A 16,475-nucleotide genomic window follows, 5' to 3' on the forward strand; every position below is an offset into this window, starting at 1 on the left:
TGGGAGTTCTTAAATGAAAAACAGCAGCAAGCTTAGCCTCGGCGCGTTTGTGACCGCTGCAATGATGGCGCCTGCCGCCTATGCGGAAGAGTTCATCACCATCGGCACTGGTGGCGTAACCGGCGTGTACTATCCTACCGGTGGTGCGATCTGCCGTCTGGTCAACAAAGGCCGCAAGGAACATGGCGTACGTTGCTCGGTCGAATCGACCGGCGGCTCGGTCTACAACATCAACACCATCCGCGAGGGTGAGCTGGAGTTTGGTGTGGCCCAGTCCGACTGGCAGTACCACGCATTTAACGGCACATCGAAATTCGAAGAGGCTGGCCCCTTCGAAAATCTGCGCGCCGTATTCTCGGTACACCCCGAGCCCTTCACCGTTGTGGCCCGTGCCGATTCCGGCATCGCCAGCTTTGAAGACCTCAAAGGCAAGCGCGTTAACATCGGTAACCCAGGTTCCGGTCAGCGCGGTACCATGGACGTCGTTCTGGAAGCCATGGGCTGGACTCTGGACGACTTCGAACTGGCATCCGAGCTGAAAGCGGCCGAGCAGTCGGCGGCTCTGTGCGACAACCAGATCGACGCGATGATCTACACTGTTGGTCACCCGTCGGGTTCGATCCAGGAAGCGACCACCGCATGTGACTCCGTTCTGGTGAACGTCACTGGCGACGCGATTGACGGCCTGATCGATGGCAACTCGTACTACCGTACCGCGACCATTCCGGGTGGCATGTACCGTGGCTCGGACGGTGACACCACCACCTTTGGTGTGGGCGCAACCTTCGTGACGTCGGCAGATGTGTCGGAAGATGCTGTGTATGCAGTTGTCAGCTCGGTCTTCGAGAACTTCGACGACTTCAAAAAGCTGCACCCTGCATTTGCAAACCTGAAGCCGGAAGAGATGATCGCGGACGGTCTGTCGGCTCCGCTGCATCCGGGTGCTGAAAAGTACTACAAAGAAAAAGGCTGGGTTCAGTAAACCAGACCTGAAGCAGGGTGCCCAAGGGCGCCCTGCAACCCAAGCCCGGATCGAACGGGCAAAAATAAGGCCAAAAAGGCCACATGACGGGGAGACATTTATATGAGTTCCGACACGCAATCCAACCGACCGCTATCCGAAGAAGAGCTGCAGGAGCTTGTAGCCTCTTCCGATGCCGGCGGTCGTAACCCGGTCGGTAGTGTCGGGATATTTCTGGCGATTGTCGCCGCGCTTTGGTCGGTGTTTCAGGTCGTTTTGGCCTCGCCAGTATCAAACGTCGTTTTGCCCGGCAGCGTGGTCAACAACTCGCGCCAGATCCACCTGGCCTTTGCGATGTTTTTGGCATTTGCGGCTTATCCGGCGCTGAAATCCAGCCCTCGGAACTATATCCCCGTGCAGGACTGGATCATGGGCCTTCTGGGCGCGTTTGTGGCGCTTTACGGCTATTTCTTCTACGACAAGATCGTGAACGCGGGCGGTCTGGCGGACGACACCGATAAATGGGTCGCGCTGGGTGGGTTGCTGTTGCTGTTCGAGGCCGCACGTCGTGCGCTTGGCCCGGCCATGGCGATCATCGCGACGATCTTCCTTGCCTATGTCTTCTTCGGCTCGTCCGAATGGGTGCCTGAGGTGATCCGCTGGAAAGGCGCGAGCCTGAAGAAAGCAATGAGCCATATGTGGATCACGTCTGAGGGCGTGTTCGGCATCGCGCTTGGTGTGTCGACGAAATTCGTCTTCCTGTTCGTGCTATTCGGGGCGTTGCTAGATAAAGCCGGGGCAGGGAATTACTTTATCAAGATGGCCTTTGGCGCCCTCGGCCACCTGCGCGGTGGTCCGGCCAAAGCGGCTGTTGTTGGTTCGGCGGCGACCGGTCTGATCTCGGGCTCGTCGATTGCAAACGTTGTGACCACCGGTACTTTCACCATTCCGCTGATGAAACGCGTCGGCTTCTCTAGTGAACAAGCCGGCTCGGTCGAGGTCGCCTCATCCGTGAACGGCCAGATCATGCCACCTGTCATGGGGGCCGCAGCCTTCCTGATGGTGGAATATGTGGGCATTTCCTATGTTGAGGTCATCACCCATGCCTTCCTGCCGGCGGCGATCTCTTACATTGCGCTGGTCTATATCGTACATCTGGAAGCCGTGAAGCGGAACATGCCGACGCTGGGCAACCGTGAGGTTCACCTCGCGCGGACCGTGGTCGGAATGCTGTCCTTTTTCATCGTCTTTGCTGGCCTATGCTACGGCTCGCAATACCCGGTCGAAGCGGTCACCAGCATGGTGCCAACGGCCGCTGGCATGGTGCTGAGCCTGATCGTCTGTGCGGTCTATGTAGCGCTGCTTTATCTTGCTGCGCAGGTCCCGGATCTTGAGCCGGATGATCCCAACGCCAAAGAGGTTGAACTTCCCGTCATCGCGGACATCTACAAGGCCGGTCTGCACTATCTGCTGCCGATCATCGTGCTGGTCTACTTCCTGATGATCGAGCAGAAATCACCCGGTCTGTCCGCCTTCTGGGCAACGGCGCTGCTGTTCGTGATCCTGCTGACGCAGAAGCCACTCAAAGCGATTTTCCGGGGAGAGAGCGAGGTCTACAACCGCTTCATCGACGGTGTTGCAGATCTGTGGCAAGGCCTGATCGACGGCGCGCGCAACATGATCGGGATCGCACTGGCCACGGCCACTGCGGGCGTGATCGTGGGCACCGTGACGCTGACCGGTGTGGGCCAAGTGATGGCCGATCTGGTCGAGTTCCTATCGGGCGGCAACCTGATCCTGATGTTGATCATGGTCGGTATCCTCAGCCTGATCCTGGGGATGGGCCTGCCGACAACGGCGAACTACATTGTCGTCAGCTCACTGATGGCAGGCGTTGTGGTCGAACTGGGCGCGCAAAGCGGGCTGATCGTTCCGCTGATCGCGGTTCACCTGTTCGTGTTCTACTTCGGGATCATGGCGGACGTGACGCCTCCGGTCGGGTTGGCGAGCTTTGCGGCGGCCGCCGTGTCCGGTGGTGACGCGATTCGAACCGGCTTCACGGCCTTCTTCTACAGCCTGCGGACCGTAGCGCTGCCGTTTGTGTTCATCTTCAACACAGACCTGCTGCTGATCGACGTGACATGGGTCGAAGGGATCACCGTCGCCATATTCGCTACGATTGCGATTTTGGTCTTCACAGCGGGCACAATGGGTTATTTCCTGACCCATAACCGCATTTACGAAAGCGTTGCCCTGATCGCGGTAGCCTTTGCGCTGTTCCGGCCAGACTTCTTCATGGACCGCATCTCACCACCCTTTAGCTCAGTCGAGCCAGCCGCCTTCGTGGAAACCATCGGAGAAACGCCTCCGGGCACCGAGGTCCGCGTTGTTGTCAGCGGTCCTGACTTCGACACGCTCGAGATGACCGACACTACCGTTGTCGTTACTGTCGGCGACGAAGAGGGCGGAGCCGCGCGTGTTGACGCCATGGGTCTGCTGCTGTTGGAAGAGGACGGATTGGTCAAACTCGAAGAGCCGCTTTTCGGTTCGCCCGTCGCGGATGAGTTGGGCATTTTCGACTATTACGGCGATGACGCGGTGCGTCTGAGCTCGGTCAGCCTGCCGTCCGGTCAGCCTCCAAAACAGCTGATCTATATCCCGGCGATGCTCTTGTTGGGCCTGATCGCCTTCCTGCAACGCGGCCGGGCCGCTAGACAAGAAGAGGTGGCGGCATGACACAATCGGTTCTCTGCGCAGTAGATATCAGCAATGGTGATCTGGACAGCCCTGTATTGCAGAAAGCGGCCGCACTGGCGAATATGGACGGCGCGCAACTGGATGTGGTGACCGTCCTGCCGGACTATGGTGAAAGCTGGGTCTCGGGGTTCTTCGAGGCAGACCACCACGAAAAAGCGTTGGAGCAGGCACAGGTTGAGTTGACCGAGCTATGCGTGGCGACCTTGGGCGCTGAGCGTAATGCCTCCGTCCGACATGTCGTCGCCACCGGGACAGCCTATCAAGAGATCCTGAAAACAGCAGAAAGTGCAGGGTCGGACCTGATCGTTATCGGTGCGCACAAGCCGGACCTGAAAGACTATCTTCTGGGACCGAATGCCGCCCGTGTGGTGCGGCACGCAAACGTCTCGGTCTACGTTGTGCGGTAGATCAGTATCCGGTCATCTCCAAATAGCCGCGCCCGGCGTGGCTGCCTGAGACGGTAACCGGACCTTCCCAGTACTCAAATCGCGTTCCCATCCACGCATCGGGGATCAGGGCCGCGACCTCAACATCCAAGTCATAATCCGGCAGTGAGACGTTCCAGCGTATCGGCACGTCTCGCCCGGCAACCGGTGCGGTTTCAAGCGGCGTGAAGGAGGCGGACCCGTCGGGCAACGCCCGCGTGCTGCCATCCGCGTTGATCCAGGTGGCGGCCGTATAGTCCTGACGATCGCCGCGCAGGCGAAAACCCATCAGCTTCTCGCCGGTGTCGAAGCTGAGCGAGAACCAATCCCAACCACTCTGGTCCTCGGCCAGCGGTTGCGAGGACCACTCACGATCCAACCACGCCTGACCGGTGACCGTGACGTCCCGGTCCGGCAGGTGTAATGTGCCCTCGACTGTGTAGAACGGTTGCGAGTAGTAGTAGCTCGCCTGTCCGTCGGCGGATTTTACCGAATAGCCATCGTCCCCATGAAAGACCAACGGCCCTTGGGCTTTTAGCGCAAGGGCATAGCCAAAATCTGCGCCATTGGCCGTCAGGGACAGAGTATCAAAGTCAGGTCCACTCATCCGCCATTCGTCAATCCACGCCGCGAATGGTTCGGCGATGACACCGGCTTGACCTACGCCACCGCGCGACAGGCGTTCCGCAAAGAAATGGCGTTCGGGCGTGGTGACGGCCGCATGGCCCATCCAGATCTGAGGGCTCTGCCAGCCTTCGGTTTCAAAGGGTTTCAGGGCTGATCGGAACAAGGTCCATTGAATGCCATAGTCCTTCCCGTCGTCGCCTTTCAGATTAGCCGTCAAATACCACCATTCGATCCGATACGCGGGATGAGGGCCATGATCTGCGGGGAATTCGAACATGTAGCCGCGCTGAGGGACTTCGAATCCTTCGGCGGAACCGCCAAGCCCTGCATACCCCTGAGCCAAGGCACCGAGGGGAAAAAGAAGCAACAGGGTTATAAAAATGGCCTTAGCGTTCATTGGCAAATACTCTCAGCAAGTCGGCTGGTGGCAGCCGTAGCAGACGCAGGGCGGGCAGGGCGGCCGCGGCCAGCGCGGCAACGAGGGTCAGCAGGAAGAGAACCAGCCAGTCCCATGGGAAGACATACATGGGCAGCCGCCAGCCGAAGGCCTCGACATTGATTACGGCCAGCAGCACCCATGCGAGGACCAGCCCAAGCGGAAGCGCAAGGCAAGCCGTCATCGCGGCCAGAATGGCGCTGCGCGATAGCTCCAGCCGCGCCAACTGCGCGCGGTCTAGTCCAAGCGCCCAAACCGGGGCGATCTGGGGCAGACGCTGCGTCCAAAGTGTCAGGAGGCTGGTGAGGATGGCAAACCCGGCAACTCCAAGCGTTAGGACATTGAGGGCCGAGGTAACTACAAAGGTCTTTTCAAAAATCGCGCGCGATTGGGCTTTCATCGCGGCCTGTTGAACGACGGCCTGAGGCGCAAGATCGAACCGCTCGCGCAGGGTTTGCGCCAACTCGGTCGCGCGGTTTGGGTCGAGCCGAATGCCGAACCGGCGCGCCTCTTGCCCCGGTGCGATTTGGTCCAGTTGCGCCATCGAAACAATCGCTTGCCCGGTCGGGTTGCCATAGTCCGAGTAAACCCCTGCGACTGGCAGTTGGTGGTTCGGACCAAGGCGTAGCACGTCACCGGGCCAAAGGTCGGCGCGTCGTGCAAGCTGTTCGTTTATCAAAACCGCATCACCCGACATGACCCGATCCCAACTATCATCTGTGCGCGCGATCAATGGCCAATACTGGCGGTAGGTCGGGTCGTCGACCACGCCATACAGGAACAACGGCCCGGTTTCATGCGCCAGTTCCACGTTGCGGATGGGGAGGGTAGCTGTGACTTGCGGCTCTAGCCACTGGGTGATCTCACGCCCTTGTTGGTCGCTTTCGGCGGTCAGGTAAAGCTCGGAGGTTAGTCGTTGATCCAGCCAGCCGACAAAGGTGAGGCGGAAGCTGGAGACCATCGTTCCCACGCCGATATTCGCCGCGAGGGCCAGCAGTAGGGCCATCAATGCGAGCGACAGACCGGGCAGTTGCGCGCGCATGTCTGCCCAGACCCATTGCGCCACCGGGCCGTGGGCGCGACGGGCGCAGAGGTTTAGCGCTACAGACAGGCTAATCGGCAACAGCAAGGCCGCCCCCGTCAACAGGCCCGCCAATAGTGCGAAACCGCCGAGGAGGCCTCCGACCGTGGTGTAAGCGAGGCCCCCGAAGACAAGCAGCGCCAAGCCGCAGTAGGCCGCTAGCCGTTGGCCTTGCCCGCTTCCGCGCCAGGCCTGCACGCCCGGGCCAGCCAATAACGGCATTCGTGACAGGCGCCAAAGGGCTTGTGCGCTCGCGATCAGAGTGCCTCCGAGCGCCATTCCTAATCCGGCCAACGCCCATGCGGGTTGGAGGGTCAATTGCCCGGTCACAGGTGCGCCGTAGAGGCCGCGCAATGTGGCGGCCACATCTGGTAAAAGCGCTCCGGCGAGGAAGAAGCCTAGGATCAAGCCGATGATGCCTCCGATCAGGGCCAGCAGGGTCAGCTCAGCCAGGATCAACCAGACCAGCCGCCGCATCGAGACACCAAGCGCCCGCAACGTTCGGATCATGCCGCGACGCTGTGCAAAGGCCAGACCAACCGTGCCGTTCACGATGAACAGCCCCACGGCAAAGGACAGCATTCCAAACGCGGTCAGGTTCAGGTGGAAACTGTCGGTCAGCTGCGCGGTATCGACTTGTGAGGCGGGGCTGACCCGCTCCAACTCTGGCGCGATTTCGGACAGTGGAGGGACCGAGCGAGGTTGGTTCGGTAGAACGACAAGGCGAGAGATCTGACCGGGCGCCTCGAGCAAGGTTTCGGCAACTCCAATGTCGGTCAGTATGACATCGGGTGGAAGTTCGGTTGTGATCAGGACCTGCGGCAGATCGTCTTGTGCCTGCAATAGGGTGGCCAACTCAGCCGAGGCCAGCAAGCGACCTGGCGCCGTCAGGATATCAGCGGGATCCGTTTCGGCCTCAGCCTCGGTGATCGCAGGGAGGGCCGGATAGGCGACCATGTCGACGCCTAACACGCGCAGCGTTCGGCCGTGGATGCGATAGGGCCCCTCGAGCACCGCTGCGACCTGCCAACCGGCGCGGCGCAGGTCGGCATAGCGGGCCAAAGGGATCCCGCCCGAAGGATCGCGCAGCTCATCAAACTGGCCGAGGGCAAGCTGCGCATTGGCACGGGCGTAGCTGGCGCGGGCCTCAGCATTGATCGCCTGAACCGCCGACCAAAGCCCGGTTGCCAACGCGATCCCAATTAGAAGCGTTGCAAGCTGCAACCAATGGCTTCGCCAATGAGATAACAGCGCCTGTATTATGGCAGCCGTCATTGAATACGCCCGCCTGCCAGATGAACTCTGCGATCCAGTTGGCCTGCGATATCTTGCGAATGCGTCACCAATAGCAGCGCGGCACCTGACTCAGTCACGAGGGACAGCATCAGATCCAGAACGGCCGCACTGGCGGTTTCATCCAGATTTCCCGTTGGCTCATCCGCGAGCAGTAAGTTGGGTCTGACGGCCATCGCGCGCCCTATGGCGACGCGTTGTTGTTGACCGCCGGACAGTCGCTCAGGGAAGCGGCACAGAAGATCACTTAGGCCGAGGCGATCAGCTAGATGAACCTCCCATTCGGGGTCGTGGCACTCAGCCAACCGCGCGTGGAAGGACAGGTTCTGGGCGACCGTCAGCGATGGGATCAGGTTGAACTGCTGAAATACCAGCGAGACGTGTTTCCGTCGTAGCCCGGCGCGCCCGGCATCATCCAGATGTGACAGAGCAATACCGTCCAGCGTGATCTCTCCGGCATCAAAATGATCCAGCGCAGCCGAAAGGTTCAGCAGGGTGGATTTGCCACTGCCGCTTTCACCGGTTAGCGCCAAGGTTTGGCCGTGGTCCAGCGACAGCGAAACATCCTGCAGCACAGGCCGTCCACCGGGATAGGTCTTGTGAACATGTTCAATCGACAACAGCATGATCCGCCTCGCTTTTCGTCCTAGATGTGCAACTGTTTGACCCGCTGTCCAGTGCCGACTGGGTCTTGATATCTGACATCGGCCTGTGCCCTTGTGCTTGCGGGCCGCAAAGGTCATGCTGAGACGACCTTACCGCAGCTTGATTCAGGACGTAAAAACATGACCTTGCTACATCAGATTGTCTGGGGAAGCACGTTTCTGGGCCTTTGTTTTCTGGTCGAAATCCTGCTTTTGACATGGTGTACCGTGGTGATCATGAAGATGGAAACCAATCTGGAAAAGAGAGGCGTGTTTATGGGCACGGCGATGCCGATTGCGGTGGCTCTCGTTTTCATTGTCGCGATCCACACCATTCAGGTTTGGATTTGGGCGATCGTCTGGGTGTTGCTCGACGTTCTGCCGGATTGGAACACCGCGATTTACTTTTCCTTGGTGACCTTCACGACCCTGGGCTACGGCGACATTGTTCTGGGTGAGGCACTTCGGATTTTCGGGTCTTTCGCTTCTGTGGCGGGGCTGTTGGCCTTTGGCCTGTCGACCGCTTACATGGTTGCCATGATGACGCGCGTATTTCAGGACCGAATTTTCTCTTAAAGAATAGGGGCAAAGAGCCGCGCCAGAGGGGCACCAAAACGGATATGGGCTGGTTGCTGGGGCATGGATCGCGTTAGCTCATAGCAGTTCTCGAAATCGGCTGAGAGCATCTCACTGACGGCTTCCGCCGCGCGTGGGTCGAAGAACAGCGCCATCGCCTCAAAATTCAGCCGGAATGAGCGGTTGTCCAGATTTGTCGTTCCAACCGCAGCCAGGGCATCGTCGACCACAAACGCTTTTTGATGCATGAACCCGTCAGTGTAGCGGAACACCCGCACGCCGCAGTCTCGGATTTCATCGAAATAGGCGAAGGCGGCCAGCCAGGGCAGGCGGTGGTCGATCACGTCTGGTAAAAGAATACGGACGTCGACCCCGCGCATGGCCGCGTGCTGCAGGGCGGTCATGATATCGATGTCCGGCACGAAATAGGGCGAGGCGATCCACAGCCTTTCCTTGGCCTCTGCGATCGCAGCAAAGAACAGCATGGCACCGGTTTCGGTGTCATCTCCCGGCCCGGTTGCCACCAATAGGGCGTTCATGTCCTGCTCGGCCTCGCTTCCTGCCCAATCAAGGTGGTCAATCAGATCCTCATCGCGCGCCCAGTGCCAGTCTTCGCAGAAAATCAGCTGTAGCTGCCGCACGATGTGGCCGGTCATTTTCAGGTGGGTATCTCGCCAATGGCCGAAACGCTCGCTTTGGCCCAGATACTCGACCCCTACATTGTGGCCGCCGATGAATCCGGTTTCGCCATCAATGATTACCGTTTTGCGGTGATTGCGATAGTTCAGCTGAAACCGGAAGTTCGGGCCACGTTGTTCTTTGGGGTCGGCTACATCTATCCCAGCCTCGCGCATCGTTTCCAGATATGTGGGAGGAAGGCCGTAGCTGCCGACGGCATCCGTCATGAACCGAACGTGTACCCCGCGCTTGGCCGCGGCGATCAGCTTTTTCTGCAGCTCTTGCCCAAGAGTATCATCCCGGACGATGTAGAACTGAATCAGGATGTAGTTTTTAGCGGCGTCAATGGCCTTGAAAATCGCATCAAACGTGGCCTGCCCATCGACCAGCAACTCAGCCCCGTTCCCACGCGAGACGGGCAGGTGGGCCAGAACCTCGAACGGGCGCGGGTTGAGTGTCATGGTCGAGGGATCGGGTTTCGAATAGTCGGCAAAGGTCTTGATGCCTTCGACGACGCGCTCGCTTTCCTGCCGCGCGATGCGGTAGCCGCGAAAGCGGTGGTGGCCGAGAAACAGATACATTGGCACCGCAAAGAAGGGGGCCGAGATAAGGAAGACCACCCAGCCCACAGCCCCCTGAGGGGTACGCGCGGTCTGCGCCGCGCGTAGCGAGAACACGCCTGCTGTCACGTAGAGACAAAAAACGAGGGCAGAAACAAGCAATGTCCACATGGGCTTAGGGCCTCCGGCGCAGGTTAGTTAGCGCCAGTGTAGATGCGAGACCAGTCCTGCGCCATATCCACAATGACCCAACCCATGTCGGGGCCTTTATCCAGCCCATCGACCAAGCGACCAATCGGGCTTTCGCGATCGTAAGCCCATTCCCGTTCCGCATCCGTGTGGTGGACAAGGACCCCCAGACGCGGACCATCACCGGCCGTGGTCCACTCCATCATGGCGAAATCGCCGTCCGAGTTCCCTCCGGCCAGAATGGGACGTTTGCCGAGGTTGCGTTCGATGTTGATCGGCTTGCCCTCCTTGTCGTCGATAAAGGCGATCCCCGGTTCCTTGACGATGGTCGGAACGCCATCGACCTGCGCATAGCTAGTGGTGCCATAAGTGCCAAGGATCTGTTCAGGCGGGATGCCATAGGCCTGTTCGGCAAAGACGCGCATGAAATGAAGACCGCCGCCCGAGACAATGTACGTCGTGAACCCCTCATCACGCAGATAGCGCAACAACTCGACCATTGGTTGGTAGGTCATCTGATCAAAGGGTAAACCGGTATCGGGGTGCTGCGTATTGTCCAGCCAATCGGCTACCGCGGCCTGAAACGCCTCGACGCTGACGCCGGAATGCGAGGCGTTGACGACCTCGATCAACGCGTCGTGACCGCCTTCTAGGATGGTAGCAAGATCACCCTCTGCGGCAGCTTTCAAGGTCGGAGTGGCCAGGATGCCTGGGTCCTGCTCAGCCAACTCGGCCAGCCGATCCATAGCAAAGATGAACTGGAAATAGACAGGCTGTTCTGCCCAAAGCGTGCCGTCATTGTCAAAGACCGCAACCCGGTCCGCAGGGGTGACATAATCCGGGCCGTCAGGGTCGGTCACGGCCTCGACAAACTCTACAATCGCCGCCTTCGATTCACTTTGCGTCCAACTGGGCAGAGGGTCCGCCAACAATGAAAAAGGGGCGACGGACAAAAGGGCGCCTAGAACAGCGTGTTTCATGAAATTCTCGGTGGTTTTGGAATGGAAAAGGGCCGCCCCATGACGGGCGGCCCGGTATATTTGAACGCCAGTTTTAGTTGTTGGTCGGCGTTGTCAGCTTCTCCATAACCTGATCCAGGTTGAAGCTTGCCGCTTTCTGGCGCGGTGGGAATTCCTCAAACGTGCTCAGGAACGTACCGACATACTGCTGGGCGGGAACCAGGAAATAGGCCCGATCCAACAGCCAGTCATAGTATGTGTTCGAGGTCCGGTATGCGCGCTCATACGGGTCGCGGCGCAGGTTGATGATCAACGGGATGCGCAGCTCGGTCCAGGGTTCGATCCAGGCGCGCAGGGTTGCCCATGCTTTCTGCTCCAGGAAGATCAGCTTCCAGTCCTCAAAACGAAGCGCCGTCAGGTCGCCATCATCCGAGAAGTAGAAGATCTCTTTCCGGGGGCTTTCGGTGGACTCACCGGTCAGCAAGGGCAGGATATTGTAGCCATCCAGATGCACCTTGTAGTCACGGCCCATACCAGACGAGCTATAGCCCGCTTTCAGCTTTTCCTTTATGTCCGGATCGCCGGCAACTGCAAGGTAGGTGGGCAGCCAGTCCATATGGTGAACGATCTCGTTGGTGACAGAACCGGCCTCAATCTGGCCCGGCCAGCGCACCATCGAGGGCACACGCCATCCGCCTTCCCAGTTGGTATTCTTCTCACCCCAGAATGGCGTTGCGGCGGCATCTGGCCACGTGTTCATGTGAGGACCGTTGTCGGTGGAGTAGTGAACGATCGTGTTGTCGGCGATGCCAAGCTCGTCCAGCAAATCGAGCAGTTGCCCGACATGCATGTCATGTTCAATCATGCCTGCGGTGTACTCATCGGCCACACGACCCGAGATTTCGTTGGCCTTGGTGCGCATCTCGTCCTTGACGTGGGTCCGGAAGTGCATACGAGTACCGTTCCACCAGACATAGAAGGGCTGACCCTGCTCGTGCGCGCGAGTGATGAAGTCGATGGCGGCGGCCACGGTCTCATCATCCACGGTTTCCATGCGCTTGCGGGTCAGAGGACCGGTGTCCTCGATCGTGCCATCGGATTTGGATTTGATCACGCCACGTGGGCCATACGCTTCGCGGAAGGTGCGACCATCGGCCAACACGCGATCACCGGGATAGTCTTCGTTTTCCGGTTCTTCCTCGGCATTCAGGTGGTAAAGATTCCCGAAAAACTCATCAAATCCGTGGTTTGTTGGCAGATGTTCATCTTTGTCACCCAGATGGTTCTTACCGAACTGACCCGTCACATAGCCATGGTCTTTGAGCAGGCCGGGAATGGTCGGATCCTCGACCTGCATTCCCAGATCAGCACCGGGAAGTCCAACCTTGGACAAACCGGTCCGGAACACGGACTGACCCATGATGTAGGAGGACCTGCCCGCGGTGCAGGACTGCTCACCGTAATAGTCGGTGAAGATCATGCCTTCTTTGGCGACGCGGTCGATATTGGGTGTCTGATATCCCATTAGGCCCATCGTGTAGGCCGAGATATTCGACTGACCAATGTCATCGCCCCATATCACAAGAATATTGGGCTTTTGATCCTGCGCCCAAGCCGGCAGAGCAAGGGCAACGGCTACGGTGGCAACAGCGACCCTGCGCACCGCACTGCGCCAATTGTTAGCAATCATTCGTGGAGGTGACATGTAGTACTCCTCAGTAAACGGGAATTAATGGCCCGGTAATTTTATCGTTAATGGCAGCGGCCGACTTAAGGAAAAGACCGCGAGCAAAGTGTTGATTGTCGGACAAAAAACTATCTATTGGTCCGAGAATCGAACAGAACTAGATTAGGCTATGAAACGTATCGAAAACTTATCATATGATCGCTTTGAAAGATACTAATGTTTGATGTCGATGAGGATATCCGCACCCTGACACAGTCAGATTGGTTTGGCGCGCGCGGCCACAAATTTCAAAGCGATCTTATGACCTGCGCCGTTCGAAAAACCTTTGATGCGGGGGAAACGCTTTATCTCTACGGCGATGAAGCAAATGGAATTCACGCGGTTCTCAGCGGCGCTGTTCAGATCACCGCCCCGGCCGATGACGGGCAGGAATTTGTCGTTCATCGCGATGGACGCGGGTTTTGGGTTGGTGATTTGGCGCTGTTCGCCGAAGCGCGACGTCTGATCAGTGTGATGGCGACCCAAAAAACCCGGGCCTTGTTCTTTCCCACCTCACGGGTCGAGAGGCTGGTTCAAGACAACCCGGAATACATCCGCGATTTCTACGCCTTGACGCGCGAGAACATGAAAACCTCCCTGCGCATCATGGCCAATCTTGCCGTAACGGGCACCGAGAAACGCCTCGTTTTGCGTCTGTTGCATCTGGACGAAGGGGCCGCGAAAGCCGACGGATGGATCATCGTATCGCAAGAGGAGCTGGCCGCGATGGTTGCGGTTTCTCAGCCGACCTTGCATCGCAATCTGCATCGTCTGGTGGATCTGGGACTGGTCGAGCTCGGCTATGGGCGACTGCGCCTGATCGACCGCAGCAAACTGATTGCCAATTGCCAGAGTTGATTTAGGGGTTGAGTGGAGGCAAAGCATCCTTGTCGCGCGCTGCCGCGTCTTGCAGCGAAGTCAGGCTTTGCAAGGCGGAACTCCAATCTTCCGTTTGATCTCGTTCCGAATACCGTGCAGCGCCGATACGGGTCAGGCAGTCCTCTAGCTTGGCTGCATTCTTAGAGTCGCCGCCACGCGATCTCCAAAGCTCCAATGCGGTATAAGTGGCATTTAAATCATGCGCTTGAACGGCGGTCTTCAAGGCGTCCACCGCAAATCTCGGCGACGCCAGATAGCGATCACGGCGTGCCTCTCTCAAATCGCGGATGCCTGGGGAAAGAAAACGCCACAAAGCACCAAACGCGAAAAGGGTGATTGCGGCGAACGCAGCGAACTTCAGAACTTCGTCCAGACTGGGCGGCTGCCATTTCGGTGGCGCAAGCGTCAAGTCCGTCGCGGGAACTGAGGCTGTTTCGATCTGGTTGGTCTGCAGGTTGAACCAGTCGATGGAAACCTCGGGCAACTGCGCTTCACCTTCTTGCTGCGCGATATAAACGACCTCTTCCTGACGTTGGCCGGACAACACGCCACGTTCCTCGGATTCTGAAATCCGGGGTTCTTTGGGATAGGCGCGCAACAGCGGGCTTTGCTGTCGCGGTGTCAGAACCGGGATCAACAGCGGCGTTGTGCCAGAGATACGCGCAGTCAATTCGCGCGTGATGGCGTCACCGGCTTGCATGTCGGTCGGGCCTTCGAGTTTCTGCTCAAGGGTAAACCCAGTTGCGATGATCAACGGATCAAGACCTTCTGCGCCAGCCGGAATTTCGGCCGTTATCTTGACCGGAGGCAGGTCGACCGTGGCTTGAACCGGGGCACTTGTGTTGGGATCGGCATAGGTCACCGCAACCGTTTGCGCATCGAAGGTGATGTCGCCGGCGATCAACGGATACACCCTATAGCTACGCTGAACACCCGACCAAGTCTCTCCGTTCACGGTCTCACTGACCGGCCCCGAGGCCCGTTCGGGAAGGCGTACCAAGAGGTTCTGTTGTTCCAGAGAGGGAAATTCCGGCGGTTGCGGCATGAAAGTCGGCACCAGAACCTTGATCCGAACAATCGCTGGTTGGCCGACGATGACGGGCTCTTCCGGAGCCTCCACCGTGATCTGCGGAGCGGTTTCTTCGTTGCCTTGCGCGAAGACGGAAACGGGGAAGAGAAGAATGAAGAGGAGCGCGTATCTCATTCCGTTCGCACCTGATTTTCCAAAAGAAAGCGGTTGCGCAAAAAATCCTGCATGTCGGTATCAATGGTGCTGATCCATTGCTCCGCATTCAGCGTTTGCGGTCCGTCCTTGGGTGCTTGAACCGTGGTTTCGCTACCGCGCGCGTCGTCATTGTCGAACACCGTATCGTCTGCGCCGATGCCAGCTTCCTCGCCCGTGTCAGACTGTTCCCGGGTCGTTTCGACATAGTCCAAGATGGCCTTGGAGACCTCAAGGTTATGTTGCGCCTCTGGCCAATCCGGGCGACGTTCCAGAGCGGTTTCAAACGCTGCAATTGCCGGGCGGTATTCGCGATTTCGGATACGGGCCATACCTTCGGCAAAAGCGGCCTCGGCCGTGTTCAAACCGGTGAAAATCTCAGAGGCCTGTTCATATTGACCGTCTTTTAGATACGCATAGCCCTTGTGATATGGGTCCTCAAACAGTTGGGCCGCGTCTCCAAACCGCTTCTGGTTCATCGCAATTTGCCCCTGCTGATCCGGTGTCAGGAACCAATCATGCAATCCCTCGGCACGCGCGCCAGAGGGCGGAAGGACGAACAGCGCCAAAAACGCCCATCGGATCACCCAACCCTTGCGGAACCACAAAAGCGACAGCAGCGCGGCGGGCCAGGCCAGCATCCAACCCTTGTCTTGCCAGTCCAGCCGATCGTCATCGTCCAGGGCTGCGGTATAGGCCGACTGAATCTGGCGTTGCAGCCGAGAGATATCCCGGTCGTCATCCGTGAACGCAACAGTCGAAGCATCTTGGACATTTCCCAACTGCGCAATCCGGTCGCCGTCGGGCAGCATGGCCAGGAAAAAAAGTTCATGGGTTGAGGTGCTTAGAGCAGGAACCTGAGATGGATCGAGATCGTCCAGAACGAACAAAACTGCCCCCGGGCTCTCGCTTTCGTCCAAAATGGATTGCGCCAGCGTCAGGGCATCAGCGGCGGCATCACCTTGTTTGGGCATCACGGCTGGCGTCAGCCCCTCAAGCAACGGGCGCAGAATGTTGGCGTCTTCGGTCAGAGGCGCGACGCGGTGTGGGGTACCGGCATAGGCGATCAGGGCGGTGCGTGCTCCAGCGCGTTCGGTGATCAGGTCGGCGATTTTGAACTTGGCCCGGTCCAGGCGCGACGGCGCAAGATCGGTGGTCTCCATACTTTCGTTGACTTTAAGAGCGATCACCAGCGGCGCAGTATCCGCGATCAGCGGATTGGGTGCGCGCGACCACGTCGGCCCCGCCGCCGCGAAGGTGATGAGCGTGGCGATGATCATGGCAACGTCTATGGGATGAATTCGACGGTTCTCCTCCGCGCCCAATTGCAGAGCGGCAGCAAGATGTGGCGCGATCCCTGCAGTATGAGCCGATTGACGAGAGGGCTTGGGTCTGATCCGCCACCATAGGAACGCCATAGGGATGAGGAGTATTAGGTAATACACTCGAATAAAATGGAAAT

At 58.5% G+C, this 16,475-nt stretch carries 13 protein-coding genes; 5 read left to right on the top strand and 8 right to left on the bottom strand.

Going from position 1 to position 16,475, the window contains the following annotated elements:
* The first annotated feature begins 13 nt into the window (after nt 1–13).
* The 3 genes from ACR3FB_RS08140 (at nt 14) to ACR3FB_RS08150 (ending at nt 4,125) form a co-directional block, all read left to right on the top strand.
* Nucleotides 14–982: a TAXI family TRAP transporter solute-binding subunit gene (locus ACR3FB_RS08140; RefSeq protein WP_170467054.1), complete on the top strand. Its 969-nt coding sequence runs from the start codon at nt 14–16 to the stop codon at nt 980–982.
* Nucleotides 983–1,084: 102 nt separating this feature from the next.
* The gene (locus tag ACR3FB_RS08145; RefSeq protein ID WP_480564797.1) at nt 1,085–3,697 is read left to right on the top strand and encodes a TRAP transporter permease; all 2,613 of its coding nucleotides are present in this window, start codon (nt 1,085–1,087) and stop codon (nt 3,695–3,697) included.
* The gene (locus tag ACR3FB_RS08150; protein ID WP_170641507.1) at nt 3,694–4,125 is read left to right on the top strand and encodes a universal stress protein; all 432 of its coding nucleotides are present in this window, start codon (nt 3,694–3,696) and stop codon (nt 4,123–4,125) included. The genes ACR3FB_RS08145 and ACR3FB_RS08150 overlap by 4 nt, the downstream gene beginning before the upstream one ends.
* Nucleotide 4,126: 1 nt before the next feature.
* Here the strand turns inward: ACR3FB_RS08150 and ACR3FB_RS08155 are convergent, their stop codons facing one another.
* Genes ACR3FB_RS08155 through ACR3FB_RS08165 form a run of 3 tightly spaced genes read right to left on the bottom strand, consistent with a single transcriptional unit; the run spans nt 4,127 to nt 8,206 of the window.
* Nucleotides 4,127–5,167, bottom strand: a complete 1,041-nt coding sequence (locus ACR3FB_RS08155; RefSeq protein WP_480564794.1) for a lipocalin-like domain-containing protein — start codon at nt 5,165–5,167, stop codon at nt 4,127–4,129.
* Nucleotides 5,157–7,562, bottom strand: a complete 2,406-nt coding sequence (locus ACR3FB_RS08160; RefSeq protein WP_480564791.1) for an FtsX-like permease family protein — start codon at nt 7,560–7,562, stop codon at nt 5,157–5,159. The genes ACR3FB_RS08155 and ACR3FB_RS08160 overlap by 11 nt, the downstream gene beginning before the upstream one ends.
* On the bottom strand, nt 7,559–8,206 hold the full coding sequence (locus ACR3FB_RS08165) for an ABC transporter ATP-binding protein (protein WP_480564788.1): 648 nt from the start codon (nt 8,204–8,206) through the stop codon (nt 7,559–7,561). The genes ACR3FB_RS08160 and ACR3FB_RS08165 overlap by 4 nt, the downstream gene beginning before the upstream one ends.
* Before the next feature lie 159 nt (nt 8,207–8,365).
* Here ACR3FB_RS08165 and ACR3FB_RS08170 point away from each other — a divergent pair, with 159 nt between their 5' ends.
* Nucleotides 8,366–8,800 (top strand): potassium channel family protein, encoded by a 435-nt coding sequence (locus ACR3FB_RS08170; protein ID WP_170373652.1) that lies wholly within the window; start codon nt 8,366–8,368, stop codon nt 8,798–8,800.
* Here ACR3FB_RS08170 and cls read toward each other — a convergent pair.
* From cls to ACR3FB_RS08185, 3 genes are all read right to left on the bottom strand, one after another.
* On the bottom strand, nt 8,797–10,209 hold the full coding sequence (gene cls, locus ACR3FB_RS08175) for a cardiolipin synthase (protein ID WP_170665166.1): 1,413 nt from the start codon (nt 10,207–10,209) through the stop codon (nt 8,797–8,799). The genes ACR3FB_RS08170 and cls overlap by 4 nt on opposite strands.
* 23 nt (nt 10,210–10,232) lie before the next feature.
* A complete protein-coding gene (locus ACR3FB_RS08180; protein WP_480564785.1) occupies nt 10,233–11,207 on the bottom strand; it encodes an HAD family hydrolase in 975 nt (324 codons plus the stop codon).
* Nucleotides 11,208–11,280: 73 nt separating this feature from the next.
* Complete coding sequence (locus ACR3FB_RS08185; RefSeq protein WP_247748279.1) at nt 11,281–12,891, bottom strand: arylsulfatase; 1,611 nt, start codon at nt 12,889–12,891, stop codon at nt 11,281–11,283.
* A gap of 198 nt (nt 12,892–13,089) precedes the next feature.
* On the opposite strand from ACR3FB_RS08185, the gene ACR3FB_RS08190 reads away from it, so the two are divergent.
* Nucleotides 13,090–13,770, top strand: a complete 681-nt coding sequence (locus ACR3FB_RS08190) for a Crp/Fnr family transcriptional regulator (RefSeq protein WP_170373655.1) — start codon at nt 13,090–13,092, stop codon at nt 13,768–13,770.
* A gap of 1 nt (nt 13,771) precedes the next feature.
* Here the strand turns inward: ACR3FB_RS08190 and ACR3FB_RS08195 are convergent, their stop codons facing one another.
* The gene (locus ACR3FB_RS08195; protein ID WP_480564782.1) at nt 13,772–14,995 is read right to left on the bottom strand and encodes a hypothetical protein; all 1,224 of its coding nucleotides are present in this window, start codon (nt 14,993–14,995) and stop codon (nt 13,772–13,774) included.
* A complete protein-coding gene (locus ACR3FB_RS08200; protein ID WP_480565551.1) occupies nt 14,992–16,293 on the bottom strand; it encodes a VWA domain-containing protein in 1,302 nt (433 codons plus the stop codon). Before ACR3FB_RS08200 ends, ACR3FB_RS08195 begins: the two co-directional genes overlap by 4 nt.
* Between the last annotated feature and the right edge of the window lie 182 nt (nt 16,294–16,475).

It is taken from the genome of Ruegeria sp. AO1 (assembly GCF_056535985.1).